Origin of the sequence: Flavobacterium sp. (assembly GCF_044368625.1) — a bacterium.
Classification (GTDB): domain Bacteria; phylum Bacteroidota; class Bacteroidia; order Flavobacteriales; family Flavobacteriaceae; genus Flavobacterium.
This window is the reverse complement of record NZ_JBIPPD010000018.1, coordinates 1-25,977: the sequence shown is the minus strand read 5'-3', so window position 1 is coordinate 25,977 and position 25,977 is coordinate 1. Positions and strand designations below refer to the sequence as shown.

General features: G+C 34.1%; 26 protein-coding genes. 5 read left to right on the top strand and 21 right to left on the bottom strand.

What is annotated here, in order from left to right:
- The 7 genes from ACIQ2X_RS02770 to ACIQ2X_RS02740 all read right to left on the bottom strand — a co-directional run.
- The coding region (locus tag ACIQ2X_RS02770) for a DUF1972 domain-containing protein (RefSeq protein ID WP_396177353.1) at positions 1-675 on the bottom strand (675 nt) is incomplete at its 3' end.
- Between the two features lie 69 nt (positions 676-744).
- Complete coding sequence (locus tag ACIQ2X_RS02765) at positions 745-1,842, bottom strand: glycosyltransferase family 4 protein (RefSeq protein ID WP_396177352.1); 1,098 nt, start codon at positions 1,840-1,842, stop codon at positions 745-747.
- Between the two features lie 11 nt (positions 1,843-1,853).
- A complete protein-coding gene (locus tag ACIQ2X_RS02760) occupies positions 1,854-3,107 on the bottom strand; it encodes a hypothetical protein (protein WP_396177351.1) in 1,254 nt (417 codons plus the stop codon).
- A 78-nt stretch (positions 3,108-3,185) separates the two neighbouring features.
- On the bottom strand, positions 3,186-4,103 hold the full coding sequence (locus ACIQ2X_RS02755; RefSeq protein ID WP_396177350.1) for a hypothetical protein: 918 nt from the start codon (positions 4,101-4,103) through the stop codon (positions 3,186-3,188).
- Between the two features lies 1 nt (position 4,104).
- Complete coding sequence (locus ACIQ2X_RS02750) at positions 4,105-5,373, bottom strand: oligosaccharide flippase family protein (protein ID WP_396177349.1); 1,269 nt, start codon at positions 5,371-5,373, stop codon at positions 4,105-4,107.
- A 19-nt stretch (positions 5,374-5,392) separates the two neighbouring features.
- The gene (locus ACIQ2X_RS02745) at positions 5,393-6,451 is read right to left on the bottom strand and encodes an acyltransferase family protein (protein ID WP_396177348.1); all 1,059 of its coding nucleotides are present in this window, start codon (positions 6,449-6,451) and stop codon (positions 5,393-5,395) included.
- Positions 6,452-6,532: 81 nt separating this feature from the next.
- A complete protein-coding gene (locus ACIQ2X_RS02740) occupies positions 6,533-7,072 on the bottom strand; it encodes a hypothetical protein (protein WP_396177347.1) in 540 nt (179 codons plus the stop codon).
- A gap of 226 nt (positions 7,073-7,298) precedes the next feature.
- Here ACIQ2X_RS02740 and ACIQ2X_RS02735 point away from each other — a divergent pair, with 226 nt between their 5' ends.
- Entirely contained in the window at positions 7,299-8,777 is a 1,479-nt protein-coding gene (locus tag ACIQ2X_RS02735) for a glucosyltransferase domain-containing protein (RefSeq protein WP_396177346.1), read from the top strand.
- Between the two features lie 20 nt (positions 8,778-8,797).
- Complete coding sequence (locus ACIQ2X_RS02730) at positions 8,798-9,745, top strand: glycosyltransferase family 2 protein (protein WP_396177345.1); 948 nt, start codon at positions 8,798-8,800, stop codon at positions 9,743-9,745.
- A 17-nt stretch (positions 9,746-9,762) separates the two neighbouring features.
- Here ACIQ2X_RS02730 and rfbD read toward each other — a convergent pair whose 3' ends face one another.
- From rfbD to ACIQ2X_RS02685, 9 genes are all read right to left on the bottom strand, one after another.
- The gene (gene rfbD / locus ACIQ2X_RS02725) at positions 9,763-10,638 is read right to left on the bottom strand and encodes a dTDP-4-dehydrorhamnose reductase (RefSeq protein WP_396177344.1); all 876 of its coding nucleotides are present in this window, start codon (positions 10,636-10,638) and stop codon (positions 9,763-9,765) included.
- Positions 10,632-11,183 carry a dTDP-4-dehydrorhamnose 3,5-epimerase gene (gene rfbC, locus ACIQ2X_RS02720; RefSeq protein ID WP_396177343.1) on the bottom strand — a complete coding sequence of 184 codons (552 nt, stop codon included), beginning with the start codon at positions 11,181-11,183 and terminating at the stop codon, positions 10,632-10,634. Before rfbC ends, rfbD begins: the two co-directional genes overlap by 7 nt.
- 86 nt (positions 11,184-11,269) lie before the next feature.
- Positions 11,270-12,127 carry a glucose-1-phosphate thymidylyltransferase RfbA gene (gene rfbA, locus ACIQ2X_RS02715; RefSeq protein ID WP_396177342.1) on the bottom strand — a complete coding sequence of 286 codons (858 nt, stop codon included), beginning with the start codon at positions 12,125-12,127 and terminating at the stop codon, positions 11,270-11,272.
- A 94-nt stretch (positions 12,128-12,221) separates the two neighbouring features.
- The gene (locus ACIQ2X_RS02710) at positions 12,222-13,199 is read right to left on the bottom strand and encodes a hypothetical protein (RefSeq protein ID WP_396177341.1); all 978 of its coding nucleotides are present in this window, start codon (positions 13,197-13,199) and stop codon (positions 12,222-12,224) included.
- Positions 13,200-13,207: 8 nt separating this feature from the next.
- A complete protein-coding gene (locus ACIQ2X_RS02705; protein ID WP_396177340.1) occupies positions 13,208-14,911 on the bottom strand; it encodes a DUF6909 family protein in 1,704 nt (567 codons plus the stop codon).
- 92 nt (positions 14,912-15,003) lie between these two features.
- Entirely contained in the window at positions 15,004-15,873 is an 870-nt protein-coding gene (locus ACIQ2X_RS02700) for a carboxypeptidase-like regulatory domain-containing protein (protein ID WP_396177339.1), read from the bottom strand.
- 45 nt (positions 15,874-15,918) lie between these two features.
- The gene (locus tag ACIQ2X_RS02695) at positions 15,919-16,500 is read right to left on the bottom strand and encodes a DUF4276 family protein (protein WP_396177338.1); all 582 of its coding nucleotides are present in this window, start codon (positions 16,498-16,500) and stop codon (positions 15,919-15,921) included.
- A 3-nt stretch (positions 16,501-16,503) separates the two neighbouring features.
- Positions 16,504-17,706, bottom strand: coding sequence for an AAA family ATPase (locus tag ACIQ2X_RS02690; RefSeq protein ID WP_396177337.1), 1,203 nt, complete (start codon positions 17,704-17,706; stop codon positions 16,504-16,506).
- A 60-nt stretch (positions 17,707-17,766) separates the two neighbouring features.
- The gene (locus tag ACIQ2X_RS02685) at positions 17,767-19,269 is read right to left on the bottom strand and encodes a GH3 auxin-responsive promoter family protein (protein WP_396177336.1); all 1,503 of its coding nucleotides are present in this window, start codon (positions 19,267-19,269) and stop codon (positions 17,767-17,769) included.
- Positions 19,270-19,307: 38 nt separating this feature from the next.
- Between ACIQ2X_RS02685 and ACIQ2X_RS02680 the strand changes: the two genes are divergently transcribed.
- Complete coding sequence (locus ACIQ2X_RS02680) at positions 19,308-19,439, top strand: hypothetical protein (RefSeq protein WP_396177335.1); 132 nt, start codon at positions 19,308-19,310, stop codon at positions 19,437-19,439.
- A 5-nt stretch (positions 19,440-19,444) separates the two neighbouring features.
- Here the strand turns inward: ACIQ2X_RS02680 and ACIQ2X_RS02675 are convergent, their stop codons facing one another.
- Complete coding sequence (locus ACIQ2X_RS02675; RefSeq protein ID WP_396177334.1) at positions 19,445-20,311, bottom strand: M23 family metallopeptidase; 867 nt, start codon at positions 20,309-20,311, stop codon at positions 19,445-19,447.
- Between the two features lie 210 nt (positions 20,312-20,521).
- Here ACIQ2X_RS02675 and tatA point away from each other — a divergent pair, with 210 nt between their 5' ends.
- Positions 20,522-20,692, top strand: a complete 171-nt coding sequence (gene tatA, locus ACIQ2X_RS02670; RefSeq protein ID WP_396177333.1) for a twin-arginine translocase TatA/TatE family subunit — start codon at positions 20,522-20,524, stop codon at positions 20,690-20,692.
- Between the two features lie 212 nt (positions 20,693-20,904).
- Here tatA and ACIQ2X_RS02665 read toward each other — a convergent pair whose 3' ends face one another.
- Positions 20,905-21,192 (bottom strand): DUF6922 domain-containing protein, encoded by a 288-nt coding sequence (locus ACIQ2X_RS02665; protein ID WP_396177354.1) that lies wholly within the window; start codon positions 21,190-21,192, stop codon positions 20,905-20,907.
- Between the two features lie 60 nt (positions 21,193-21,252).
- On the bottom strand, positions 21,253-23,388 hold the full coding sequence (locus tag ACIQ2X_RS02660; RefSeq protein ID WP_396177332.1) for a Tex family protein: 2,136 nt from the start codon (positions 23,386-23,388) through the stop codon (positions 21,253-21,255).
- Between the two features lie 137 nt (positions 23,389-23,525).
- Between ACIQ2X_RS02660 and ACIQ2X_RS02655 the strand changes: the two genes are divergently transcribed.
- Complete coding sequence (locus ACIQ2X_RS02655; protein ID WP_396177331.1) at positions 23,526-23,795, top strand: DUF1294 domain-containing protein; 270 nt, start codon at positions 23,526-23,528, stop codon at positions 23,793-23,795.
- Here ACIQ2X_RS02655 and ACIQ2X_RS02650 read toward each other — a convergent pair.
- Together ACIQ2X_RS02650 and ACIQ2X_RS02645 are read right to left on the bottom strand one after the other, a co-directional pair.
- Positions 23,778-24,917, bottom strand: a complete 1,140-nt coding sequence (locus ACIQ2X_RS02650; RefSeq protein WP_396177330.1) for an ATP-binding protein — start codon at positions 24,915-24,917, stop codon at positions 23,778-23,780. The genes ACIQ2X_RS02655 and ACIQ2X_RS02650 overlap by 18 nt on opposite strands.
- Positions 24,918-25,112: 195 nt before the next feature.
- Positions 25,113-25,544 carry an RpiB/LacA/LacB family sugar-phosphate isomerase gene (locus ACIQ2X_RS02645; RefSeq protein WP_396177329.1) on the bottom strand — a complete coding sequence of 144 codons (432 nt, stop codon included), beginning with the start codon at positions 25,542-25,544 and terminating at the stop codon, positions 25,113-25,115.
- Between the last annotated feature and the right edge of the window lie 433 nt (positions 25,545-25,977).

Sequence of the window (25,977 nt, the reverse complement as noted above, 5' to 3'; positions counted from 1 at the left end):
AACTAAAATGGGCGTTTCGGTCTGGCTTAAAACAATACCGTCAAGAATCGTTTCAATATTATTTTCGGGTTCCAAACGTGCCAAAATCATGTTGTACTGATTGGGTTGAACGTTATAATTTTCTAAAATTTCCACCTCTGGATTTAGAAATTGATGGGCTCCGTAGGCGATATAAGTGGACTTTTTTTGGTACTTATTTTGTAAATATTTTTGAATTCCAATCGAATCGGCAACCAAATAATCGCTGCTTTTTACCGCCAATTTTTCGGCAAACTTCAAAACCCTTTGAACCGGTTTGGAATACTTGGTTCGTTTCCACTCCAAGCCGTCCATATTGGTAATAATCAACGCTTTTTTTGGTAAAAGAAAATACCAAACAGAGCTGCTGGTATAACCCAATTGCAGGATGATGTCAAAATTTCGTTTTCGGGAATCGAGAATACAATTTAAATCATAAATAAATTGTCCGGCGGTTCCTACTTTAAATTCGGGATCGTATTGGTGCAAGATATGAACACCTTTGTACATTTTTTCTTGAAACGGATGATTGTGCGAATTGTACACGTATACTTCATGGTCTTTTTCGGCGAGAAATACCGAAAAAAAATCAGCAAATTGTTCGAAACCTCCGTAATGATTGGGAACACCACGAGTTCCGAGAATGGCTATTTTCATGTATCAAAAACGCTAAAAGAAAGGCAAAAGTATAATTTTTAGACTTGAAATAAAACTAAACTTTTGGAACTACTGTTTTTTAATTGCCTTCAATAAAATTTGTGCAGATAACTCCCAATCATACTGCATTTTAAGCTGTTCGACTATTGAAATATCAAGATTTTCGGCTAACGTTTGTTTGATAACTGTGGCCATATTTTCTTTTTCCGCGGGATCAAACTGATTTTTTTTCAAAAAAGTAAAATCCTGCATCGCGGTGGTATTCGAACAAGCCGTAGGAATTCCCGCAGCAATCGATTCTAAAGGTGGAATTCCAAAACCTTCGGCATGCGTGGGATAAACCGATAAATCAGCCCCTCTCAAAATCGTCAATAATTGTTGGAAATCTACTTTGTTTAATGTTAAAATTTTAGATTTAATCTCTTCAGAGAGCGCTTCATAATAGGCGTTGTACGCGTTATTTTCAATCGATTTATCTCCAATAAAAACCAGAGAAAACGTTTTGTAAAATTGATTTTCGACAAAAACTTTAAGCAACGTATCGTGGTTTTTTCGGGGCTCCCAACGGCTGATGTACAACCAATAACGATCCAGACCATAGCTTTGTTTTACTTTTTGTTTAAAAACTGCTTTGTCGTACGATTCGTAGTAAATGGGATCTACGGCATTTGGTGTGATCAAAATGTCTTGAAGCCCGAAATGTTTTTGGATTCGCAGCTTTGAAAATTCTGAAACTGTAAGATTAATATCTGATTTTTTGGCACTCCATTTAAACAACCATTTATTCTTGATTTGGTAGGATAATGGAAAGTAATTTGGATAATCTAAAAACAATACATCGTGAATGGTATTGATGTACCTGCAGTTTTTTATGGGTGGAACAATGTATTGAAAATGGGCAAAATCAATTTTGTTCGCTTTGATTAATCGTGGAATGTCTATCAGTAAACGGTAAAATTTATTGTGCGAACTGTATTTTAAATAATGGACATTATCATGTTCGCCAAAAACACTTCTGATTTTCTGTACGTCATTTGCTGCGAAATAATAATTTAAGGATTTGTCCTTTAGCATTTCCAGATACATCCCTTTTAAATAGGTTGTAGTACCTTGAAAACTTCCATCAAAAACGTGGCAGTCGACAAAAATATTTAGTGGTTTTGGCATTCTATTGAACATTATTTGGGTTGCGCAATTGTATTAATTAATTTTCTTTCCCTTTCCATAATTGCGATGATAAAACCAACTAAAACTGCTTTGGTATCAAATTTAAAGTAAAATCCTAAAAAAACGAAATATGAAATGAGTAGAAAAAAACCAGTACCTAAAAGCAATCGGTTGCAACTTTCTAACAGTTCATTTTCGGGTTTTCGCGTTTTAGCAATGTAATAAATGGACAAAAACACGAAGAAAACACCTATTAGTCCCGATTTTAAAAAAACCGTCATGTACCCATTATGTACAATTGCAATTTGCTGCACAAATGTACCGTCGTTTGATCGGACCCGACGACCTAAATTAATGGTGGCCCCTAAACCTTTACCCATAACTGTTGGAACTATTCCATCGTGAGTTACTTGTTTGACGGTCAATATATTTTCGAAAGAGCGGTAATTATCATTGAAATCTTTCCAATCGTCTCTATCAATTTTAGTTTTAAAAGGTTCAATTGGAGCAATTTTAATTTTATATAAAAACGCTTCCAGGCCTTTTCCGTTTCGTTTTGGATTGTAGGATAAAACGGCAGCATAACTTACTAAAACGGCAATGGCTACGGAAGAAACTACTAAAATAGACTGTTTGTTAATTTTATAATATCCTTTCATTCCGACATACAATATTGCAAACTGGATCATATTGGTTCGTGCCAAATACAAAAAGCTGGAAACTGCTAAAACCAATATCAGAAAATACAATTTCTTCTTTGAGAATTCGAGGTTAAAATTTTTGTGAAATATAAGTATAATCAATACATATATCTCATAATCACTAAAGTAGCCGCCATATTCCCGCAACAAATTGACACTCAACGACTGGAATCGTGCTGCAGTTATGGCAAGTATAACCAAGTGCACCACTGCGATGAAAAATCCTGTGTAAATAATTGTTTTAAACGCTGTTTTGGAATCAAACTTACAAAGTTGGTATCCGATTAAAAGTCCAATGATGGGTTTAAGTAAGTAGGTAATGTCTCGAATGATTTGGTACAAAGGATAACTTCGAAAAAAACTACTGAAAAATGCCACTCCTAATATTGCCACAAAACAGCCCACAATTTTAAGTATGTGAATTGAATAAATTTTGTTTAAAGTCACTACCAAGGCAAACGACCAAACTGCAAAAGTAAGCTCATAGTTATTTAAATACGGTAGTGCTATACAAAGCAGGTACAGAAATTGGTATGGAAAATTAGTGGAAACACTTAATTTCATGTAATTAGAAATTGGGCCAAATTGGATTTAAGTTAAGATAAACGGAGAACCTTTCATTGTGTTTTATGTTTGCTGGAATTACTTATGATAAAAGGATTTTATACTTTCTTCCTTTTCAGAATTGATATCATAAAGCGGTAAATGCTCGATTACATTCATTCTTTGATTGTGTCTTAAAAATAACAATTCGCCCTTTTGGCCTTTAGAATCTCTGTTGGCCGATTCATTAAATCCTGTTTGCGATGTAAATTTTTTGAATGGCGCCGAAAGGTCTTTTCGAACAAAATAAGCATTAACACCCGCTGAAGTTGTTCCGACAAAATCATACCCTTTTTGTTCAGCCAATTGACAAAAAGCATTTAAAGACGCACCAAAATACAGTTCAGAATAATGCTCGTTGCCTCTGACAAAATCAGCTTTGTAAGGAACTGTAACTGCTTTTTCTGCTCCAAAAACCGAATTGTATTCGCAAATTACGATTCTCGGATTGATGACATCAATGGCTTTCCAAACCCAATAATCGTTACCGTCAATATCCACACTTAATAAACCGATGTCTTTTATATCGGTATAATTTGCAATCAAATCATTAATATTGTCTTTCGTGATAAATGCTTGATTAGCCGTTAAATCGTATTTCCAGTAGATGTAATCTTTTTTAATAAAATCGATGTTTTTAGAACTTCCGTCCAGCACCAATCCCGACCAATTGTTATTGATTAATAAAAATCGGGTGTTGGATTCTGAATAGGTCTCTACGCCAAACTCCACAAAAATTTTGTTCGGAATTTCTATTTTATTGATGAGATATTGAATAATTCCGTCTTCGCCACGTTGCGAAAAAACCTGAAATTCGACCTCATCGAGACTTTCAATGTGCTGTTTTTGATTATTAATGGAAGAAAGTATTTTGCCATTAAGGACTAACGATTTTTGAACATCGTAATTAAATTTATTGTAAAACTTTTTGTAAAAGTATTTAATCAAATCTCTCATGCTAATTTTTTTTGTTGAATAAGGGCTGGAGTAAAATGCTGTACAGCAGAATCAAAAATATTTCGGTAACAATTAAAAATAGAAACACAAAATATACATTTTGCCAGAAAATCATTGAACTCACACCTAAAATATGAAACAAGGTTATAAAAAACGTTATCCGAATGTAGGGCTTATTTTTATTGAAACTAAAAATAAGCTGCTCCATTGCCAGTGTTATTGCGATCAATAACGGTATAATGAGTGCAATATGCAAATAATTTTCAAATTGCGGAATCAAATTGAGCGTTACTTTAAAAAACACTAAAATTTCTGTAGAAAAAAAGACAATTAGAGCAATTAGAGCCGAAGTAAATATAAAATTCAACCCGTTGTGGCGTTTCCAAATTCGCAAACCGTTTGCTACATTTTGATTGATTTCTAAACAAATGTAACTGTATGAAAACTTGAAAAACATTTGCAAATAAGTTCGTAATAAACCGATGATTTGCTCAATGACTTTAAATTGTCCTGCTACAAAATCGCCTGCAAAAAAACCAATAATAACAACCGACGAATAATTTCGTATGGCAAAAAGAAGTTGGGAAAAGCAAAAAGAAAAATCATCTGAAATTAACTTTTTTACCTCCCATAAATTTATGTTTCTAAATGAAAAATTATTGACTTTGTAAATACTAATCAATCCAATACTATTGGCAACGGTACCACTGACACCTAAAATTAAATTGACATATACAAAATCATTTGGAAGGGCGACAAGCGTAAAAACTGAAGCTAAAAAAAGGACTTTTGAAAGTACATTGATAAACGAAATCCACAAAAATTTTTCTAAGCCTTGAAAAAACCAAGTTGGATTTAAAAATTGGGCAATGATGATGGGGAAACTATAAAAAATAACCTCGCGGTTTTGATTAAAATAAGGAACTAAATAGACCAGTAGCAGTAAAATTAAACCCGTTAAAAGCAGTAAAAAAAATTTAGAAGTATAATGCGTGAGAAAAATTTTTTCTAAAACTTTGGGATTATTTCTATTGATCGAAATTTCACGAACACCGATGATATAGGAGCTGTAATCGATAATCACACACAGAATGTAAGCGAGCGATTGTCCGACGGCGATAAGGCCAAGTTTGTCTATACCGCATACAAAAACAATGTACGGTGTAATCAATAACGGACTCACAATATTGACCGCCTGACCTGTGCCGTAAACAAAAAAATTTTTGAATTTTTGATTGTGCAGTATGTTCTTTAAATATACTAAATTCACTCGTTATACTTTTATTTTTCTACCTCCCTCCTACTGAAAAATGATACAAATTCTTAGCTACTGCTTTATAAATAACGCCAACAAAAATGGATACTGTAATGCTTATTATGGGTGCTACAAGATAGATAATTAAACCAGTAAAAGTGCTAAAAGATAACACCGCAAATAGTGCTTTTTTGACGATGGTCAATAAAGGCTCATGGAACAGATAAAGGAAAAAAGAAAATGTCATTCCGAAAGAAAACACTTTATTGTTTGCCAGACGATTGCCAAATTGATCCAAAAACCCCCAAAACGCAACAATACCAAAAAAAATGCTTGCCTTTAATAAAGTAGATACTAAAAATGTATTGGTGATAAAAAGTGGCAAAAGGGTTTTTGCAATCAAAAATAAAATCCACAACCAGAGAAGAGCAAACGTTTTTTTACTTTTCATTGTGATAATTTCTTTTTGAAAAAGAGACAGATACATTCCGGTTGAAAAAAACAAAAGTGCTTCACTGGTTAAAAAAACTGCATCTTGACTGAACATCCAAAAAATAAAAATAATACTTAAATATAAAATTCTTAATTTCTTGATGGCAAAAACGATTAGGGGCGAAATCAAAACCATAACAATCAAATCTTTCAAAAACCAAAGTTGATAAGGTATGGGTTCGTTAAAAATAGCGTTGAGCCATTCTATAAAATTATAATCTTTAATTAGTTTCTTTGTGAAAAAACCCTGACTTTGCGGAATACTTTGCATGACAAAATACAATAGTAATCCAAAAAGTGACCAAAACAAATAAGGAATTACCAAGGTTTTGAAACGCTTGGCAACTTTAATTTTATAATCTTTAATCCCAAACGATGGCGATTGAATGAACAAAAATCCTGATATTAAAAAAAATAAAGGAACTGCAATTCGGGTAATTCCGTTGGAAATAAAATTTTGAATCGCCCAATTGTAATCTTTTTCAAAAAACACCAATTCATTACCTTGCTTACTATCTAGGTTATAGCTGTGTAAAAACACCACCATAATCATGAGTAGGAAGGACGCTATTTTTATTTTTTGAGAAGTATAATTGTCCATTTTTAAAAATAAAAAAAACCTTAAACTGATTGGCAATTTAAGGTTTATATTATGAATTTTATGAATTTAATTTCGAAAGAACTATTGTACTAATTTAGCAATCTCTTCTCCAACTGGTTTTGTGTTTGGGTAAAATGATGGATACTGTCTTACTCCATCTTTTACAACTGCATCGATTGTTCTTTTGTCTTTATCAAAAACTGTTTTAGATACATCTGGAGCAAAGTAAAGATAAAATTGTTCTCCAGGTGCCTCAAATGACTTGCCAGAATAATACATTGAAAATTTATTAATAATAATTGTCTCTTGCTCTTTGTTGATACCAAAATCCAAACGTATCTGTGTTGGCATTGCATCTTCAGGTAAATTAAAAACTACATCTTGTGCAGCATCGCTCCCCTTAACGTCCACCCATAAAGGCTGTATTTGAGAAAAATCGGTAGAACCATCTTCTGTATAAAAAAGACTTAAATTATCATCTTTCTTTATGGTAACATTTACAATAACTTTAAAGTTATTAGCCTCTTTAGTAGCTATCTCCTCAGTTTTCGAAGATTCTTCTTTACAACTAGCAAAAATCGTTGCAATTACAATAAATGTTGTTAAAAATTTTGTTTTCATCAGTGTTGATTTTTTATGCAAAATTAATTTTTTTTTCGAACAAAAAAATTTTTTGTAAAGTTTCTTTTATTGCTTACTTATTAATAATAATAAATTGATTTAATATCTGCTAGATTAATTTTATTTTGAAGATGAGAATGTTCTAATTGTTGAATCATATATTCCTTAATTACTATAAATATTGGTATGTTTGTAGCTGAAATTTATTCTCTAATATTACCACTCTATGGAAACTCAAATATCTTTTGAAAAAATTAAACTGCTTTTTTTCTCAATTGGTACAATCTTAATCACATATGGATTTGGCCTTACAAATTATTCACTAAGCATTGATAGCGAAACACCTGTATATCCGGATTTTTCAATGGGTTTAGGACGTTGGGGTACAAATTTGGTTCGGTATCATATATTTGAAGGTCATACGCCGTACTTTACCTTATTATTAGGTCTTCTTTTAATGAGTTTAACTGCTATAGAGTTGACAAAATTGTTCAAACTTAGCACATTTAAATGTTATCTTTTTTGTGCACTTTTTTTAACAATTCCGCAGTTATCCTATCAGTTAATATTTACTATGCAAGCTGATGTTGTCCCATTAGGTTTTCTTATATCGGTGCTTTCGATAAATTTATTTTCGGAATCTTCTAAAGATATATTCTCTGGTAAGTCAATTATTTATTTTATATTATCTGCATTGATGTTAATGTTTGTAATTGCTTTGTATCAAGCGTTAATATTAATTTCTGTTGTAATATTTTTGGTGTTAGTCTTTCAAAACACATATTCTACTGAATTTAGTTATAAAAACGAAATAAAGAAAACAGTTCTTTTTGGTCTCCTACTTATAATTTCCGGTTTGCTTTATTATATTTCTGTTAAGATTATCTGTCCATCGGGGCAAGGTGGATTCTTGTCAACCTATGCTTCAGGAAATTCAGACAATCGTTTAAAGGATTTCTATTCTCTATGGTTCAACCACCTAAAAGGAAAATTATATTATGGTAACAAAACAACTATCTTTCTTTCATTAATTTCCATATTCGGAGTTATAATAATTATTAAAGGCAAAAAACATATCGCACTAAAATTAATCCTCTTATTCTTATTGCTTTTAATTCCCTACAGTTTATCTTTTTTTATTACAAATGGTTATCATCCTCCTAGATTATATGTCGGTTTAGGAATAGTTTTCGCCTTTCTGTCCACACATTTTTTAGATGTTATAAAATATAAAAAAATCATACTGGTCATTTGTTCCATTATTTGTGTTTGGAATATTTATTTCATAACACAATTGTTTTATTCAAACTATAAAATTTTCAATCACGATAAGGCTATCGCTAAAAGGATTGATACTGAAATTCGAACGCAATATCCTGAATTCGATGTTACCACAAACTACGTATATTTTTATGGTTGTTTACCCTATCAGGAACATGATAGATTTAGATTACCCGATTCTGAAGTATTTGGAGGTTCTTTATTTAGTTGGGATAATGGCAATAATTACAGAATAATCAATTTTTTTAGTTTTAATGACATCGCTTATTATCGAATGATTGACAGTAAAGAAACCTATCTTAAAATAAAAGATTCAATTGAATCTATGCCAGTATGGCCAGCCAAACAGTCTGTGAAATTAGTTGATAAAGTAGTTATAGTGAAATTAGGTTCAGAAAAAGGATCTCCCTTACCTGTCGAATAATTTTATTTTTAATAAAAAATATGCAAAAACCAATTGTAGGAATCGTATTACCTTGTTATAATGAAGAGCTAGTTTTAAAAGAAACTTCTTCTCAGATTAATAATATCCTAGAGGATCTAATATATCGTGGTATTATTTCGCACGATAGTTTTGCGGCCTTTGTCGATGATGGTAGTAAAGATAATACATGGCTATTAATTGAGGAAAGTAATGTTTTGTATAAAACATCTCGCGGTTTAAAACTTGCTGCCAACGTTGGTCATCAAAATGCATTGTTAGCAGGTCTCCTTACTTATAAAGATGAAGCTGATGCATTAGTTTCTATCGATGCGGATTTACAAGACGATATTTCTGTAATTGAAGAGATGATTTTAAAATTTTTATCTGGCGTCGATGTGGTTTATGGTGTCCGAAAAGAGAGAGTTACAGACACCTCATTTAAAAGAAATACTGCTTTACTATTTTATAACCTAATGAAAAAAATGAAAGTAAACATCATTCATAATCATGCGGATTATAGATTATGCAGCAAAAGGGTACTTAATGCATTGTCTGATTTTGGCGAAGTAAATTTATTTTTAAGAGGAATTATACCCTCGATAGGATTTCACAAAGAAGTAGTTTATTATAATCGTTTAGAGCGATTTGCTGGAGAGTCAAAATATCCATTTAAAAAGATGGCTGCATTTGCTTGGAACGGAATAACCTCATTTAGCAATTATCCATTAAAATTGGTTACAATTATTGGATTTGTTATCTTTTTTCTTTGTTTAATAATGAGCGGATATGCAGTTTTTGCTCTTTTTACCGGTAATCTTGTTCCTGGTTGGCTTTCTACCGTCTTACCAATGTATTTCTTAGGTGGAATTCAACTTTTTTGCTTTGGAATAATTGGAGAGTATATTGGAAAAATATACCTCGAAGTAAAGAAAAGACCACGCTATTTTATTGATAAAAGAATTGATTAATTTCTCGAGGATACTTTTTAAAATATGTTATGTGTTTCTAAACTTTCTGCCCAACCTTTAATTTCCATTCCATACACCTCTTTTATTTTACTCTTGTCCAAAACACTAAAACTTGGTCTTTTAGCTGGAGTTAGATAACTTGAGGTAGGAATCGGTTGTAAATCTATTTCAATTTTATGAATTTCAAATATTTTTTTGGCAAAATCATACCACGAACATTGGCCTTCGTTGCTGAAATTGTAAATTCCATAGTGAGATGCTGAAACATCCCGAAGTTTCGGGACAGCATGACAAGATGAACTGATTTTTATTAGAACTTTCGCTAAATCCACAGCGTTTGTTGGTGTTCCAATTTGATCGTTTACTACAGAAAGTGATGCTCTTTCGCTTCCCAATCGCAACATCGTTTTCATAAAATTATTCCCAAACTGCGAATATACCCATGATGTTCTGATGATAAAATGCTTCTCCCATATTTCCTGAATAGCTCTTTCTCCGTCCAATTTTGTTTGTCCATAAACGCCTGTTGGATTTGGCAAATCGTCCTCTTTATAAGGCTTTGTTGCATTTCCATCAAAAACAAAATCTGTGGAGATATGTAGTAAAACAGTGTTGTTTTCTTTGCAGGCTTTCGCCAAATTTTGAGCTCCGGTCACGTTAATCGAATGTGCTTTTTCCGGTTCGCTTTCGGCTTTATCTACAGCGGTGTAAGCCGCTGCATTGATGCAAAAATCAGGTTGGATTTGAGCAAAAATAGTCTCACAATTTTCTAAATCGGTTATATTTAATTCGGATGAATTAAAAAAATGAAAAGTGATTTCGGGATAATTGGGTGCAATAAATTGCAAGGATTGTCCCAACTGTCCAGAGGCACCTGTTACTAAAACTACCATGCTTTCTTCGCGTTTTCTAAATTGGGTTGGTTCTGGTCTTTTTCCGAAATAATCAATTCTTTTTCATTAAACTGCCAATCAATTTTCAAAACCGGATCATTAAAAATAATGCCGCCTTCCGATTCTTTATTATAAAAATTATCGCATTTGTAAAAAAAAGTGGCCGTTTCGCTCAACACCAAAAATCCGTGTGCAAAACCTCTTGGTATATAAAACTGCTTTTGATTTTCGGCAGAAAGTACGATTGAAACATATTGCCCAAAAGTTTCAGAATCCGGACGAATATCAACCGCGACATCCAAAACTTCCCCCGACAACACCCGTACAAGTTTGGCTTGGGCATGTTCGCCTGTTTGATAATGCAAACCCCTTAAAACGCCTTTAGAAGAAAACGATTGATTGTCTTGCACAAAATGCACTTCTTGACCAACCGCTTTTTGAAAAGTGTTTTCGTTGAAACTTTCCATAAAATAACCTCTCGTGTCGTTAATGATTTTTGGCTCAAGGACAAAACATCCTTTTAATTTTGTTTCTGTAAATTTCATAGTTGTTAATATCAAAAATCAATTTGAATTTTATGTAAAGGTCTATTTTAAACTTTATCCCGAAGCCTCGGGACCGAAACACTCTTTTATAAGTAGGTTAATAAGTGCTTTCCGTATCCACTTTTTAACAGCGGTTGTGCTAATTTGTGGAGTTGTTCGGCATTGATATAACCCATTTTGAAAGCTGCTTCTTCAATAGAACCAATTTTCAAACCTTGCCGTTCTTCTATAACTTGCACAAATTGTGAAGCTTGCATTAGCGAATTAAATGTGCCCGTATCGAACCAAGCGGTACCGCGATCGAGAATGCTGACTTTGAGTTTTCCGGCTTCTAAATAAAATTTATTCACATCCGTAATTTCAATTTCGTCCCGCTGACTTGGTTGTATATTGGACGCAATTTCTACCACATCATTGTCGTAAAAATAGATTCCGGGAACAGCATAATTGGATTTTGGAACAAGTGGTTTTTCTTCAATAGAAAGCGCTTTTCCGTTGGCGTCAAAATCCACTACTCCGTAACGCTCTGGATCATTTACATGATAGGCATAAATTACACCTCCGTCGGGATTGTTATTGGCTTGAAGCAAATCGGCTAAACCTGTTCCATAAAAAATATTGTCTCCTAAAATAAGTGCTACTTTATCGGTTCCGATAAACTCTTTTCCGATGATAAAAGCTTCGGCCAAGCCATTGGGGTGTTCTTGAACGGCATATTCAAATCGGCATCCCAATTGTGAACCGTCTCCCAATAATTGCTTAAACAAAGGCAAATCGTGAGGCGTTGAGATAATCAATATTTCATTTATTCCCGACCACATCAAGGTTGAAAGTGGGTAATAAATCATGGGTTTATCATAAATAGGCATCAACTGTTTGCTTACCGCTAACGTTAACGGATGCAATCGCGTGCCTGATCCTCCGGCTAATATAATTCCTTTCATATATGTAAAAGTGGTTTTTTAGCGTTCATGTATGGTATCGCTTTCATTTATTGGTGTATGCTTGCGCAAACGTGCCGTTAATGGCGATTTCATATTAACTATTCAATTCGTTTATTTTTCTGGATTTCTGAATTTTGTAAAATTTTACAAAAAAAACTATAAAAAGATACAATCCTATAAAAAGTGTAGGCAACATGATGGGAATTGTTGTTTCACGCTGAACATTTGCAATTACACTTAACTCCTTAATAATTTGTTGGGTATTGATTAGCTCAATTTTATAATATCCCAGATCATCTACTAGATTACTTTTGGTTTTTAAAATATCGTCAATCTGGTTGTTTTCATTGTTGTAATAAGTAAACTGAGCTGCATTTGTACCTTTCGAATCACTAGAATATTTATCTAAAATTGCATTGACTTGATTCAGTGTTTGCTCTGTGTAAACGATTTTGTTTTTAAGGTTTGTAATTATTTTTCCTTGAATTACGGAGAAATAACTGTTGTCGTTCAAATAATTCATGATGGGATCAATCATGTTTTCTCTGGTGATTTTATCCCTTGTTGTAAAATTTATCTTGTGAGACTCGTATTTCATAGTAGTCATTTCATCTTTGACTACTTTTTCCATACTTCCGTCTTCGGCAATCATCTCTAACATTTTCATGTTCGATTCATTGTTTTTCACAAATGCATAGGGATCAACAATGGCTTCAATTTCAATTTCTCGCAACTTTTTTGGGTATTTTATACCAATAGACTTTAGAAAAACTGTGTCTTTGTCTTTAATTTTTACATTCAGCAAATTAATCTTACTGTACAAATATTCAGAACTATTAAAATTCGGTAAAACTATAATTTTATGATCGTACTTTTTTTGTTCCGTCTTCAAATAATAACCTGCACTAAGTCCCAAAAATAGCAGTAAAACAATTGCAATTCCGTGCTTGAAAAAAAACTGAATACAATTAAAAATAAAATACCCTAAATTATTAAAACCCGAACCGATTTTCTTGGTAAGTTGATTCAAATCAATTTCTTGTGGCTGATTATCCGGCACATTTTGATTCATTTATAAAATTATTTTATGTTAAAAATTTGTTCTAATATTTTGATCGTAATCAAATACGTTGGTTTTACACCAGTTGTTCCCAAACCACCTGAGGCCAATGTACTTCCGGTTTCCAACGGATTGTCTGAGGCATAATAGGCATAGCGTACTTTAACATTTGGGTTAATGCTTTTTCGGATTTTGGAAGCCGACTGAATGGCTTTTTGGTAATAAGCTCCTTCCATTTCCAGTCCGATAACACCCCAAGTCGAATCGTGGAAAAATTTCAATAAATCCTTATTTTGCAAGGAAGTTCCCAAAACGGTAACCATCGGTCCGGCAAAAACTTCAATCCCATTTCCTTCAAACATTTCGGCAGATAACTCGTTTTCAAACGAATAATTATCGGCGGTACCTTCGTTAATATGGGCCGAAGGAATCATGATATCGCCTTTTCCTCCTTCTAAAATTCCGGCTTTTCCCATTATCGAAACCGACTCCACATTGAGCAATACTTTCTTGTCTTTTTCCGGACGATACGGTTTCAATAACTCGTCGATGGTTTCGTAGGCCTGTTCTCCAAACGCATAATCCATCACAATTATTACAGGGGATTCTTTTTCGAAAGTGGCGTTAGGAAAAGCTGTTTTCTTCCAATCTATTTTTGCCGTATCAAATATCTGAACGTCAATGTTGGTTCCAGAAGTATCGGGAAGCGAGATCATACCAAATTCTTTGGCCACGACTTCTACTTTTGAACGAACTTCATGTGCACCCGATTTACTCAGCTCTTCAAAAATAAACATATCTGAATTGTCCTTGTCCCGAAATTTCGGAATGCTTTTCAATACCGAAGTAGCAAAAATGGAATTCATCACCGAATGCATGTTGGCACTGATAATATGAATGGGTCGGTTCAATAAATCTTGATCCCGTAAAACTTCTTTAATATTGGTAGCCCAAATTTCGCCGTGAATATGGTGTCCCAAGCGTTCCCGCAAAATGGGACTGAAAGTAATTGTCCGTTTGTTGTTTTGCAATACTTCTTCCAAAGCCAACTTACCCAACCAGTAAATTACGTGTAAGAACCGGTCTGGTTTCTCAGCAATGGCAAAAGCGTCGTAGATATCTAAAACCTCCGAAAAACTTCGCCCTAAAATGTGAGAAAGATGCGAAACAGCTTTCTCTTTTTCGATTTGCGTTAGTTTTTTAGGTTGCAAAACGGCTTGTTCGAGTTTGTACCAATCCCGAGTTAATTCGCCCGAATCGTCTAGTAAAACAGAATTTTTAATTTTGTGGGATTCGATAAAAATGAATGTCAAATGCGTCAAAATATCGTAAATGTCTGAACGTCCACGAGTGATTTCGACATTCATTTGTTCCTCGTCAATGCGGTAACAATTGCGCTTTCTTTTGGGAGGAACGATGGGTGTAAAATGCGAACGGGAATATCCTTCGTCTGAAGTCAAATTGATAAAACGACATTCTTCAATTCCTATTGGTAAGCGTTCAATAACGTACAAAAGTCCGTTTAATTCTACTTTTTCATCGGCAATAGAACCGTAAATTTCAGGCCGTAACAACAAGAGTGCTTCGCGAAGTGTATCGCCAGAAACGCCCATTGGCTTGTAAAACCCACGGTTAAACAAGTGCCGCATTGTGATGTACAAACGTTCAATAGCTGCAGAAGATTCTTGGGCTCGCGAACGCGTTATATTTTTAATTTCTTTCATGTTTTTATTTTCTAACTCACAAATGTAGGATTTTTATTTTTACTTCCTTAAAATCTATCAGCTTGTTGCTGATTTTACAAAAATTTAATACTTTAATTCGATAACAATAACGTTAGCGATGGTTCGTATATTTGAACGGATTCGCCCTCTTGTTCGCTATTTTCTTTCTTGATCCATTTTCCGCCCGTGTAAAAAAAGGAAAACTGCTTTTTTACTATGTAACACAACACTTTTGGCGCATACGAAATTTCGGTTCGTTCAATTCCCGTTCGCAAATCACGTATTGTTTTTACCACTTTATTTTTTTCGATTCGCATTTTCTCAAACGCAACGAAAATACCGTTTTCTGGCATTTCGATATTCAAATCGTAAACGTCAAACTGGTGTCGGAAAATTCCTTTCTTGAGGTTCACAATCAAATCTTGTGTGAGTAATTCTTCTCCCGGGAATCCATTTGCATCAACCGAATACACATGCAATTTCAAACTTGCTCCTTCTATCGGACTGTCGGTAAAAAGCATGATTTTCTTAATCCATTTTGTTTTCTCGTACTGTTTTTCGAACGGAAAAAACTTGGCTTCAATTTTGGGACCTGTATCAAATGCCTCTAAAATGGCATTGGCCACTTTTCCGATTTCAAGGGTTTTTGGTTTTTTGGCTTTTTTAATTTCGATATTGTCCAGCTCGAAAACCATATTTTTGAGCACCACCTTGGAAGCATCTGATGCCAAAACGGTTTTCTTTTCATAACCCAAAGCGGAGAAAATTAATTTGGCTTTCGCCGAAACGTCAATCGAAAAGGTACCGTTTTCCTCGGAAGTGGTTGTGGCAGATTCATTTTCGACAAAGATACTGACGTACGGAATGGGCATTCCGAGACTGTCGACAACTACGCCTTTGGTTTGGGCATTGAGCCTAAAGACGCTAAAAAAAATCAATATATAATAAATTCGATAAAGCATTTTTTTAATTTTGTGTAAAGAAATCCGCAATTTTTAAAATTTGTTTCAATCTGTTATACTCTCAAAAAAACGCACTAAACCAGTAACTGTTTGTTTAAAACTTTCAGATTTGTTTTCCTTAATATTGATGTAGGGTGCGATTTTTTTAGCTCCACCTACTTTTTGAAATTCGGGTACTATTTTCTTTAATTCATCCGAAGCATTGCAGTTATCTGGAATCCTAAATTTTGCTCTGTGTATATAATTTTGGTATTTAAAATTCGGGTAAGCCTTGTTAACAGCCTCTAAATCGCCGATATACCACGATTCCAATTCTCTGCAAATTATCCTAACCAGTTTTGGGCAATTACCACTTAGATTACAAATGTCTAAAAGTTTCTTTTTAAGTTCTTTGCAATCAGAACTGTCTTGATCTTGCATAATAACAACTCCAGCTGCTTCGTGGTTCCAATTGCTTAAAAGTTTTACTTTTGATGGTATATTTTTTTGTAAATCATTTTTTCCTTCAAAACTTCTGATAAAGTAATTTTCATTCAAATTCCAATATTTATCAAGAATATTTGGTAATAAAATGGTTAAAAATTCTTTCATTGATGGTTCCTCAACTAATATTTCTATTCTTGCCATAAATTAATTTTTAGGTCCGCTACCAATAAAGTATCCTTGCTTCCATAAATATCCTAATTTATCACCATCATTAAATAATGTAGAGATTGCTTTATCATTTGAAGCTCTTCTTATGCTAGTAAAGCCTTTGTCTTTATGTAACCAGAAAAGTTCTTCTAATTCTAATGCGTTTACAAAATCTGGCGAATGGGAAGATATAAAAACTTGTCCACCCCTATTTGCATAGTCTCTAAACTCCTCGGCTAATTCAATCAAAAGCTCAGGATGTAAATAATTCTCTGGTTCTTCTATACACAACAAAGGATGTGGTTTAGGGTCATTTAGTAAAACCAAATAAGCAAACATTTTAATAGTTCCATCCGACACAAATCGAGAAATAAAAGGATCTTTAAAACTACCATCGCTAAATTGTAACACAATCCGACCATCTATGGTTTCTGTAGCTTCAACTTTATCAATGCCAGGAACTCTTTCCTTCATTTTATCTAATATCTTTTGAAAAGTATCCGGGTAGTTTTCATATATATATTTAGTCACTTGAGCTAGATTATCTCCCGAGGTGGATAAATGCTCGCTCAAACCCGTATCTTCAATATTTTGAGCTGCTTGAATTTGAAAATTTGAAACATACCAGTTCTCTAGTAATCTTCTAAAAGAACTAATCGCATTAAATTTTTGGAATTGACCTAATCCTTTTATTGCTAAAATATCGGGGCTGTCTAAGGTTTGTTCTTCTCTTTGCTCTTTAAACTCTTGTTTTGCAGTTTCAAATTCACTTTCATTTACAATAGCATTTCCTTTTCCATAAGTAAATTCCAAAAATCGATAAGGTCTCCCTCTATTACCTCTTCTGTAACTTAATACTTCTCTTGATACAACAGGCATATTTGTTTCTCCTAAACAGACTGAAAGTTCATAAGTTATTAAAGGCTGTTTTTTTCCATCGACGTCTGGATTTCTAAATTTTATTTCAATTTCAATATCTCCAATTCCATTTCTTGAATAAACTTCTTTATATCCACCTCTTTTATTTAAGGCTGTTTTTACATTACTTTTGAGTGCATCACTCAAGAAACCGAACACTTCGAAAAGCGTTGATTTTCCTGATCCATTAGCTCCGAGAAAAACACACATATTCGGTAAATCTTTAATCTCAGTGTCTTGATAAACTTTAAAGTTTTTTATTCTTATTTTCTCTATTTTCATTTTTGGAAACTTTTTATAAAAGTACTATTTGTTGTTTAGAAAGATGTATTCTTTTTTAATTTATATAATTTTAGATAATTCATCCGCGATTTTCCTGTCATTACTTAAACGTGGAATTTTATTTTGTCCGCCCAATTTTCCAACTGATTTCATGTAATTGTTAAACCCATTTGGTGCTACGGGATGAATTACGAGCGGTTTGAGCACTTTTCCTACAATCAAATCGTTATAATAAATGTTTTGTTTTCGCATCGCAGCGTCGATTTTTAGAGCGAATTCCTCCACGTTTTGCGGTTCTCCAGATGCTTCAGAATCGAATTCAATCAACCATTCATGATACGGTAATCCTTCGGCTGGAGCAATTTTTGGCGCAACGGTAAATTCGTTTACCCGAACATTCGTTCCTTCCATCGCTTCCTTCAATGCTTGTTCTACTTCTTTTCCAATCACGTGTTCGCCAAAAGCCGAAATATAATGCTTGATTCGGCCTGAAACAATCAATCGGTAGGGTTTTAGCGACGTAAACTGAATGGTGTCGCCAATGTTGTAACGCCACAATCCTGCATTGGTCGAAATAATCAACACATAATTTACATTTAATTCTACCTCGCCAATGGTATAACTTTTTGGGTTTTCACTAAAAAATTCGTGCGACTTGATGAATTCATAAAAAATTCCAGCTTTCAAAAGCAGCAACATTCCTTTCTCTTTTTGAGTATCTTGATAGGCAAAAAATCCTTCGGAAGCCGGAAACAATTCAATGGAATCGACTTTTCTTCCGATTAGGTTTTCAAATTTTGCCCGATAGGGTTCATAATTTACGCCGCCGTAAATAAAGAGATTGAAGTTTTTGAAAATGTCGCCAACTGGCTTATTTGCTTTTTCTTTTAATTTCTCAAAATACATCTGAACCCAAGATGGAATTCCAGAAATCACGGTCATGTCTTCGTTGATTGTTTCGGCAACAATGGCATTTACTTTGGTTTCCCAATCTTCGATGCAATTGGTTTCCCAACTGGGCATTCGGTTTTTTTGCAAATATTTGGGCACAAAATGGGCTACGATTCCTGAAAGTCGGCCGAAATTAATGCCGTTTTTTTCTTCCAAAATAGGACTTCCTTGTAAGAAAATCATCTTACCTGAAACAAAATCGGCGTTTCCGGTTCCGTGAATGTAATGCAAAATGGCGTTTCGAGCAGCTTCGATGTGAAAAGGCATCGACTCTTTAGTGAGCGGAATGTATTTGGCGCCGGAAGTTGTACCCGAAGTCTTGGCAAAATAAAGCGGTTTTCCCGGCCATAAAATATCCGATTCGCCTTTTACAACGCGTTCCACGTAAGGTTTCAAGTCTTCGTAATCGCGGATGGGCACGTTTTTTTGAAAATCAGCAATGGTTTGAATGGAAGCAAAACTATGGTCGATTCCAAACTGTGTTTTTTTTGCGGAAGCAATTAAATTTTTAAAAATTTCGTTTTGCGATTCCACTGGCCGAGCTGCCCATTTTTGGGTGGTGTTGTAAATTTTCTTGGCAAAAATTTTGGCGGCTATGGTTTTTATGTTCATTTTTTAGTGCGTTATGTTGGGTTCTAGCCCCGATTGAAATGGAAATCCTTGCTCCTGAAAATGTATTTTTTCCTGACAGAAAAGAGCGACCAAAGGAAGCTCCTTTTGTGTCTTGGAAAAAAGCATTTTTAGGAGCAAGATTGAAATGGAAAGCGGGATTGGCTTCATAAAAAAATTAGTCAAAGTCAATAAATTGTGTGGGGTCGATGGGATATCCATCTTTCCAGAGTTCGAAATGCAAATGAATTCCTGTGGACTGTTCGCCCGAAGTGCCGCCGATGGCAATGACTTCGCTGGTTTTGACTACTTCGCCTTGCGAAATTGTCAAGGATTCGCAGTGTTTATAAACCGACAGAAATTCGTTGTTATGTCTCAAAATAATTACGTTTCCGTTGGTTGGCGTCCAATCGGCAAAAATTACAGTGCCGTTTGCCACTGATTTAATGGGTGTATTTTTAGGCAATGCAATATCTACGGCAAAGTGTTTTTCTCGAGCATTGTATTTTTGAGTAATTGGTCCTTGAACGGGCGGAAAAAGAACTAAATCTACTTTAGGTTTAGCGGTTTCAAACAAGTTATATTTGTCTTCCATCGCTACTTTTTTGCGCAATTCCAGTTCTGCTTTTGATGGATTTAAATCGGTGTCAAGGCTTTCAATTTCGGCTGCTTTTATGGAATCTTTGTTTAGTTTCATATGATCCACATCACCCGTGAGTACTTTTCTGACTGATGTGAGATAGCGTTCGTTGTTTTCTAAAAGCGTGGATAGTGAGTCGGATTTCAAGGCTAAGTTGGTTGCTTCTTGTTTTAATTTTGAAGACGAATAGCCCGGAATATATTCTTTTAAAGGTGTAAAAGCGATGATGTAGGTGGTGACGAAAATGATGGTAAACGTTCCTAATGTGGCTACGAGAAACACGTTGATTAAGGTTAGTTTGAGCGAAAAAATTTCTTCAAAGGTTTCTTCATTCAAAATGACCAATCTGTTTTTGGTAAACAGTTGTTTTTTTATACGGTCTTTTCGAAATCGGTTGAGCGACATAGTTGTGTTTTATCTCACAAATATAGTAATTTAAGCTTTTTTAGATTCTGGAATGAGTCAATTTTAGGAACATAACTTGATTTATAGAGTCAACTTTGATACTTACACAGCAAAAAATAGCAAATAAAACGGTTGATTTCGAACAGCAACGTTATTTTATTTATCTTTGCTGAATATTTACAAATTTGCGCAAGCATAAATTATCTGATTATGGGAAGATTCGGTACAACAGAGATCATTTTGATTGTTGTGGTCATTTTATTATTGTTTGGAGGTAAAAAGATTCCGGAATTGATGAAAGGATTGGGAAATGGTATCAAGGAATTTAAAAATGCTTCTAAAGGAGAAGAAAATCCACCTGCTTCTAAAAAAGAAGAATAGATTGTTTATTATAAAAATTAAGTAAATCCCCGAATTTCATAATGAAATTCGGGGATTTTTTGTTTTACAGTTGGAGTACTTCTTGAATTATTTTTTGTTTGCAAGTTTCCAAATTGAAATCTTGGTACATTTTGGGTTCTGGTTGAGCATCGGCATCAGCGAAATAGATCAAGCTTTTTTGCACCATAAATAAGGAACCATTAACTTTTTTTTTAGGAGTTCCCGTAAATTGGGTACAATTGTTTGTGTTTGTAACATCTAAATTCAGTTTGATCAATGTTGAAAATTGTGGTCAAATAGGAAAGCGAAACGGCATCGAGGGTTCTTAAATTTAGAGCAACTTCTTTTATAACTTCCAAACCGTAATATTGTTTTAGTAAATTCCAGTCTTTGGGCACTCCGTATTCTAAAACTTTGTGAATCAAATGCACTTTATGCAACTCAAAGTCGAAATGCTCCAAGTCTACATCCCAAAAAAGGTGTTGAGAAAAGTCGTTAATGGTGATTTTATTTTCCAGAAATCAACTATACGTATTTTTGAAAAATAGTTTCATAGATTTTTACAACACCATCGTCAACTGAATTCGCTTTCTACTTTCATCCACCTCAACTACTTTAACTTGAACGTGTTGGTGCATTTTTACGACTTCATTTACATCCGAAACAAATCCGGCTTTGAGTTGCGAAATGTGAACCAAGCCACTTTCTTTGATTCCTACATCTACAAAACAGCCAAAAGCTGTAATGTTATTGACAATTCCGGGTAAAATCATTCCGGTTCGTAAATCCATAATCGATTTTACGTTGGGATCGAATTCAAAAATTTTAGCCGCTTTTCTGGGATCCAATCCGGGTTTTTCGAGTTCTTTGAGAATGTCTTTTAACGTTAAGATTCCGATTTCGGCAGTTGTGTAATTTTCAAGTTTTACTTGACTGATTTTTTCTTTATTTCCGATGAATTCCTTTACCGAAATTTCCAAATCTTTCGCCATTTTTTCTACAATTTTGTAGGCTTCCGGATGTACCGCCGAATTGTCTAGCGGATTTTTTCCATCTTTAATTCTGATAAAAGCTGCCGCTTGTTGGTAGGCTTTCTCGCCCAAACGGGGTACTTTTTTCAATTGTTTTCGGTCTTCAAATGGGCCGTTTTCTTGACGAAATACCACAATATTTTCGGCCATCTTCTCTCCTATTCCACTCACATAACTCAACAACGATTTACTTGCGGTATTGATATTAATTCCCACCGAATTCACGCATCGAACAACGGTATTGTCCAGTTCTTCTTTCAATTTCGTTTGGTCTACATCATGTTGATATTGGCCTACGCCAATGGATTTCGCGTCAATTTTAACCAATTCTGCCAACGGATCCGAAAGTCTTCTCCCGATAGAAACCGATCCTCGAACCGTCACATCGTAATTCGGAAATTCGTCTCTTGCAATTTTTGAAGCGGAATATACCGATGCACCTGCTTCTGAAACTACGAACACTTGAACCGGCTTATCAAAAGCAATTTTTTTGATGAAAAATTCGGTTTCGCGACTTGCCGTTCCGTTGCCAATAGAAATCGCTTCAATGTTATAAGCATTCACCATCGATCGGATTTTTTTCATAGCCATTACTGATTCATTCTGTGGCGCATGCGGATAAATAGTTTCGTTGTACAATAAATCGCCTTTTTCGTCGAGGCAAACAATTTTGCAACCGCTTCTAAATCCTGGGTCGATGGCTAAGATTCGTTTTTCGCCCAAAGGTGGCGCCAGTAAAAGTTGGCCTAAATTTTCAGCAAAAACAGCAATGGCTTTCGCATCGGCTTTGGTCTTGGCTTCTTGTAATGTTTCGTTGGAAATTGCAGGTTCTAATAAACGTTTATAACTGTCTTTGATGGCAAGCTGTACTTGTTTGGAACTCTCGGTTTTGCTTTTTAGAACCGTTTCTTCGATAAAATCAATGGCTTCATCTCCAGAGCCTTCGGTATCTATTTCTACCTTAAATTTTATAAAACCTTCCTTTTCGGCACGAAGCATGGCCAGTAATCGATGTGATGGTGCTTTGGATAAGGATTCGCTCCAATCAAAATAGTGTTTGAACTTTTGTGCCTCCTCCTCGTCCGCTTTCTTTTTTACCACTTTGGTTGTAATCACAGCTTTTCGCTGAAACAAACGACGCAAATTTTTCCTAACATAAATGTTTTCGTTGATCCATTCGGCAATGATATCACGAGCGCCTTGCAAGGCTTCTTCTTCATTTGATACTTTATCGTTCAGGTATTTTGAGGCTAGAAATTCAACATCATTGTTGTTTTGACTTATTATGATTTTCGCCAAAGGTTCTAAACCGTTTTCTCGGGCAACATCGGCTTTGGTTTTTTTCTTCTTTTTAAATGGCAAATAGAAATCTTCAATTTCTTGCAAATCGAAGCTGTTGGAAATTTTAGATTTCAGTTCAGGCGATAATTGTCCTTGTTCCTCGATTGTTTTTAAAACAGACTCTTTTCGTTTGATGATTTCGTCATACTGTTTAGAAAGCTTTGCTATATTTTCAATCTGCACTTCATCTAAATTCCCTGTGGTATCTTTTCGGTAACGCGAAATAAAAGGAATCGTACAATCTTCGGAAAGTAATTTAAGCGTGGCTTCTATGTTTTTATCAGCTGTAATTACTGCTGATTTGATGAATTGAATTTGGTTCATTGTTTGATTTTTCTTAGCGCAAAGAAGCGTATTTTTAGCAAGGTTCGCAAAATATTTTTTTAATTTTAATCAAGGAAATTGAAAGAACAGTAATTAAAAATGGTTAAAAATAATATATTTGCGCCTCATTTAGGATAATGGAATATTTTTTTACCTACTTTTTATTGATTAATGCTATTACTTTCGCTGTTGCAGGTTCCGACAAGTACCTGGCGGTAAACGGTAAATTTAGGATTGCCGAAAAAACACTTTTTACACTCGCTTTTTTTGGTGGCTCGGTTGGGTTATTATTGGCGATGCTCATTTTTAGACACAAAATAAGTAAGGGTTCTTTTATCGTAAAATTTGTAGCGATTTTGGTTTTGCAAATTGCTTGGGCTGTTGTCCAATTAAGTGATAAAATCTAGATAATTGTTTCGATTAATGACTTCGAAAGTAGCTTCAGGATAGGCTTTTCCGAAGGCCGTTGGGATTTTTGCCTTTCTATTTTCATTCCATTTGAATTCGAAACCCGCTAATCTGTCCACATCTTCTTCAAGCCAATCCAATTCTTGTTGGTCATACGTGCGCCAAAAATAATTGGAAACACTTTTTTGTGTATAATTTTGCTTTTTAATCCGTTCCGAAGCCAAATAATTTTCCCACAAAGCACCCACATCGGTTCTTGAATCGAGCCGGGTGAAATTACTGATGATTGCGTTTCGAATACCGTTATCGTAAAAGTACCATCGGTTTGATTTAGTAATTTCTTTGCGCAAATTTCTACTAAAACCAGGTACTTTGTAAACTACAAAAACTTTCGAAAGTAAATCTAAATACCTTTCCACCGTATTTTTTGAAATTCCCAAATGTTTGGACAATTCCTGCAACGATACTTCTTGACCGACTTGAAAAGCAATCAATTTCAATAAATCTAGCATTTTATTAGATTGTTTGATCCCTTCATAAATCAAAATGTCTTTTAGTAAATACGAATTTACAATTTCTTTCAAGTAATTCATTTTATCATCCCAATCCGCATAATGTTCTAACTCTGGATAACTACCAAAAAGCAATCGCTCTTCCAATTTTAAAGTAGTTTCTTTGTAATCTTCTTGTTTAGAAAACTCCATTTGAGCAAACGGATATAAATAAATCGTGTTTTTCCGTCCTACTAAAGGTTCGCCTAGTTTATTGGATAAATCAAAAACCGAAGATCCTGTAGCAATCACTTTAATTCCTTCAATAGAATCTACAATCAATTTCAGTATCAATCCTATTTCAGGAATATTTTGTGCTTCGTCAATAATGAGGAGTTTTTTGTTTGCTAAAAGACGGGTATAATTACTTACTGATCGTTCTTTTACTAAATTAACATCGTCTAAATCTTCGCCGTTAAGATGTAAATAGTCCGATTTAGGAATTAAGGAGAGATAATTTTTTATAAAAGCCGTTTTACCAACCCGTCTCGCACCCAATAAAATCAATACTTTATTGGGTAAAACTTTTTTATTAAACACGACATCAATCCCTCTTTCTAGAAATTTCATAAGTACTTTTATGTAAAATTTACTTACAAATATACTTAAAAAATGTAAATTCAGTCAGTTAATTGACTGAATTAATATAAATTAAGTCAGTTGACTGACTGAATTAATGTAAATTCAGTCAATTGAAAATAAAAAACCACCAACTTCAACCTTTAAAAGATCTAAATTAGTGGTTAAATTGTATTGAAATTTATCTTATCTACAAGCAATTTTATCAACTCTTGCAGCATGTCTTCCGCCTTCGAATTCGGTATTTAAAAAAGCCTCAACCATTTCAACTGCTTGATTTATTGAAGTATATCGCGCGGGAATACTGATAATATTTGCATCATTGTGTTGACGGGCTAGAACCGCAATTTCCTTCATCCAACACAATGCACCACGAACTTTAGCGTGCTTGTTAACCGACATGTTAATACCATTTCCACTGCCGCAAATAACAATTCCAAAGTCTACAACTCCCGATTCGACATCGTTCGCTACTAAATGCCCAAAATCTGGATAATCTACACTATCAAAAGTGTCCGTTCCATAATTGGTAACTTGAATCCCTTTGGCTTCAAGTATTTTTACAATTGCTTTTTTATATTCTGGACCGGCATGGTCATTTCCAATAGCTATTTTCATTTTAAATAATATTTAGTTGTGTGTTGCAAATTTACTTTAATGTACAGGTACAAACCAAGAAAAGTAGTAATGAAATTCAACACCTGATAATCAATAGGGTACAAAAAATTCTATTTATAATAACTTGACATTCAGGATTATTATGTAACTAAATTGTTAATTTTTTGTAATGTTAATAAGGTTTTCTAAGTTATTGAAAATCAGTTAACCTTAAATTAACAAATAATGTTGATAAGTTCAGATAGAATTTTAGAACTAATGTTTGTTTCTACGAATAAAAATCCTAATCCAAAACTTGATATTATTATCCTAAAAAAGTTTGCGTTATTTTTAGAAAACTTATCAGCATCTTTGGTAGTTTTATTAACAGATATAGAGATGTAAACTTATTTACAATTACATAATATTTCAATTTATCAACGGTTGTTATTAA

What these genes read in the sequence shown, in the direction of transcription:
- ACIQ2X_RS02765 (WP_396177352.1), bottom strand. Translation starts at nt 1,842, where the DNA reads ATGCCAAAACCACTAAATATTTTTGTCGACTGCCACGTTTTTGATGGA.
- ACIQ2X_RS02760 (WP_396177351.1), bottom strand. Translation starts at nt 3,107, where the DNA reads ATGAAATTAAGTGTTTCCACTAATTTTCCATACCAATTTCTGTACCTG.
- ACIQ2X_RS02755 (WP_396177350.1), bottom strand. Translation starts at nt 4,103, where the DNA reads ATGAGAGATTTGATTAAATACTTTTACAAAAAGTTTTACAATAAATTT.
- ACIQ2X_RS02745 (WP_396177348.1), bottom strand. Translation starts at nt 6,451, where the DNA reads ATGGACAATTATACTTCTCAAAAAATAAAAATAGCGTCCTTCCTACTC.
- ACIQ2X_RS02740 (WP_396177347.1), bottom strand. Translation starts at nt 7,072, where the DNA reads ATGAAAACAAAATTTTTAACAACATTTATTGTAATTGCAACGATTTTT.
- ACIQ2X_RS02735 (WP_396177346.1), top strand. Translation starts at nt 7,299, where the DNA reads ATGGAAACTCAAATATCTTTTGAAAAAATTAAACTGCTTTTTTTCTCA.
- ACIQ2X_RS02730 (WP_396177345.1), top strand. Translation starts at nt 8,798, where the DNA reads ATGCAAAAACCAATTGTAGGAATCGTATTACCTTGTTATAATGAAGAG.
- rfbD (WP_396177344.1), bottom strand. Translation starts at nt 10,638, where the DNA reads ATGGTAGTTTTAGTAACAGGTGCCTCTGGACAGTTGGGACAATCCTTG.
- rfbC (WP_396177343.1), bottom strand. Translation starts at nt 11,183, where the DNA reads ATGAAATTTACAGAAACAAAATTAAAAGGATGTTTTGTCCTTGAGCCA.
- rfbA (WP_396177342.1), bottom strand. Translation starts at nt 12,127, where the DNA reads ATGAAAGGAATTATATTAGCCGGAGGATCAGGCACGCGATTGCATCCG.
- ACIQ2X_RS02710 (WP_396177341.1), bottom strand. Translation starts at nt 13,199, where the DNA reads ATGAATCAAAATGTGCCGGATAATCAGCCACAAGAAATTGATTTGAAT.
- ACIQ2X_RS02705 (WP_396177340.1), bottom strand. Translation starts at nt 14,911, where the DNA reads ATGAAAGAAATTAAAAATATAACGCGTTCGCGAGCCCAAGAATCTTCT.
- ACIQ2X_RS02700 (WP_396177339.1), bottom strand. Translation starts at nt 15,873, where the DNA reads ATGCTTTATCGAATTTATTATATATTGATTTTTTTTAGCGTCTTTAGG.
- ACIQ2X_RS02695 (WP_396177338.1), bottom strand. Translation starts at nt 16,500, where the DNA reads ATGGCAAGAATAGAAATATTAGTTGAGGAACCATCAATGAAAGAATTT.
- ACIQ2X_RS02690 (WP_396177337.1), bottom strand. Translation starts at nt 17,706, where the DNA reads ATGAAAATAGAGAAAATAAGAATAAAAAACTTTAAAGTTTATCAAGAC.
- ACIQ2X_RS02685 (WP_396177336.1), bottom strand. Translation starts at nt 19,269, where the DNA reads ATGAACATAAAAACCATAGCCGCCAAAATTTTTGCCAAGAAAATTTAC.
- ACIQ2X_RS02680 (WP_396177335.1), top strand. Translation starts at nt 19,308, where the DNA reads ATGGAAATCCTTGCTCCTGAAAATGTATTTTTTCCTGACAGAAAAGAG.
- ACIQ2X_RS02675 (WP_396177334.1), bottom strand. Translation starts at nt 20,311, where the DNA reads ATGTCGCTCAACCGATTTCGAAAAGACCGTATAAAAAAACAACTGTTT.
- tatA (WP_396177333.1), top strand. Translation starts at nt 20,522, where the DNA reads ATGGGAAGATTCGGTACAACAGAGATCATTTTGATTGTTGTGGTCATT.
- ACIQ2X_RS02660 (WP_396177332.1), bottom strand. Translation starts at nt 23,388, where the DNA reads ATGAACCAAATTCAATTCATCAAATCAGCAGTAATTACAGCTGATAAA.
- ACIQ2X_RS02655 (WP_396177331.1), top strand. Translation starts at nt 23,526, where the DNA reads ATGGAATATTTTTTTACCTACTTTTTATTGATTAATGCTATTACTTTC.
- ACIQ2X_RS02650 (WP_396177330.1), bottom strand. Translation starts at nt 24,917, where the DNA reads ATGAAATTTCTAGAAAGAGGGATTGATGTCGTGTTTAATAAAAAAGTT.
- ACIQ2X_RS02645 (WP_396177329.1), bottom strand. Translation starts at nt 25,544, where the DNA reads ATGAAAATAGCTATTGGAAATGACCATGCCGGTCCAGAATATAAAAAA.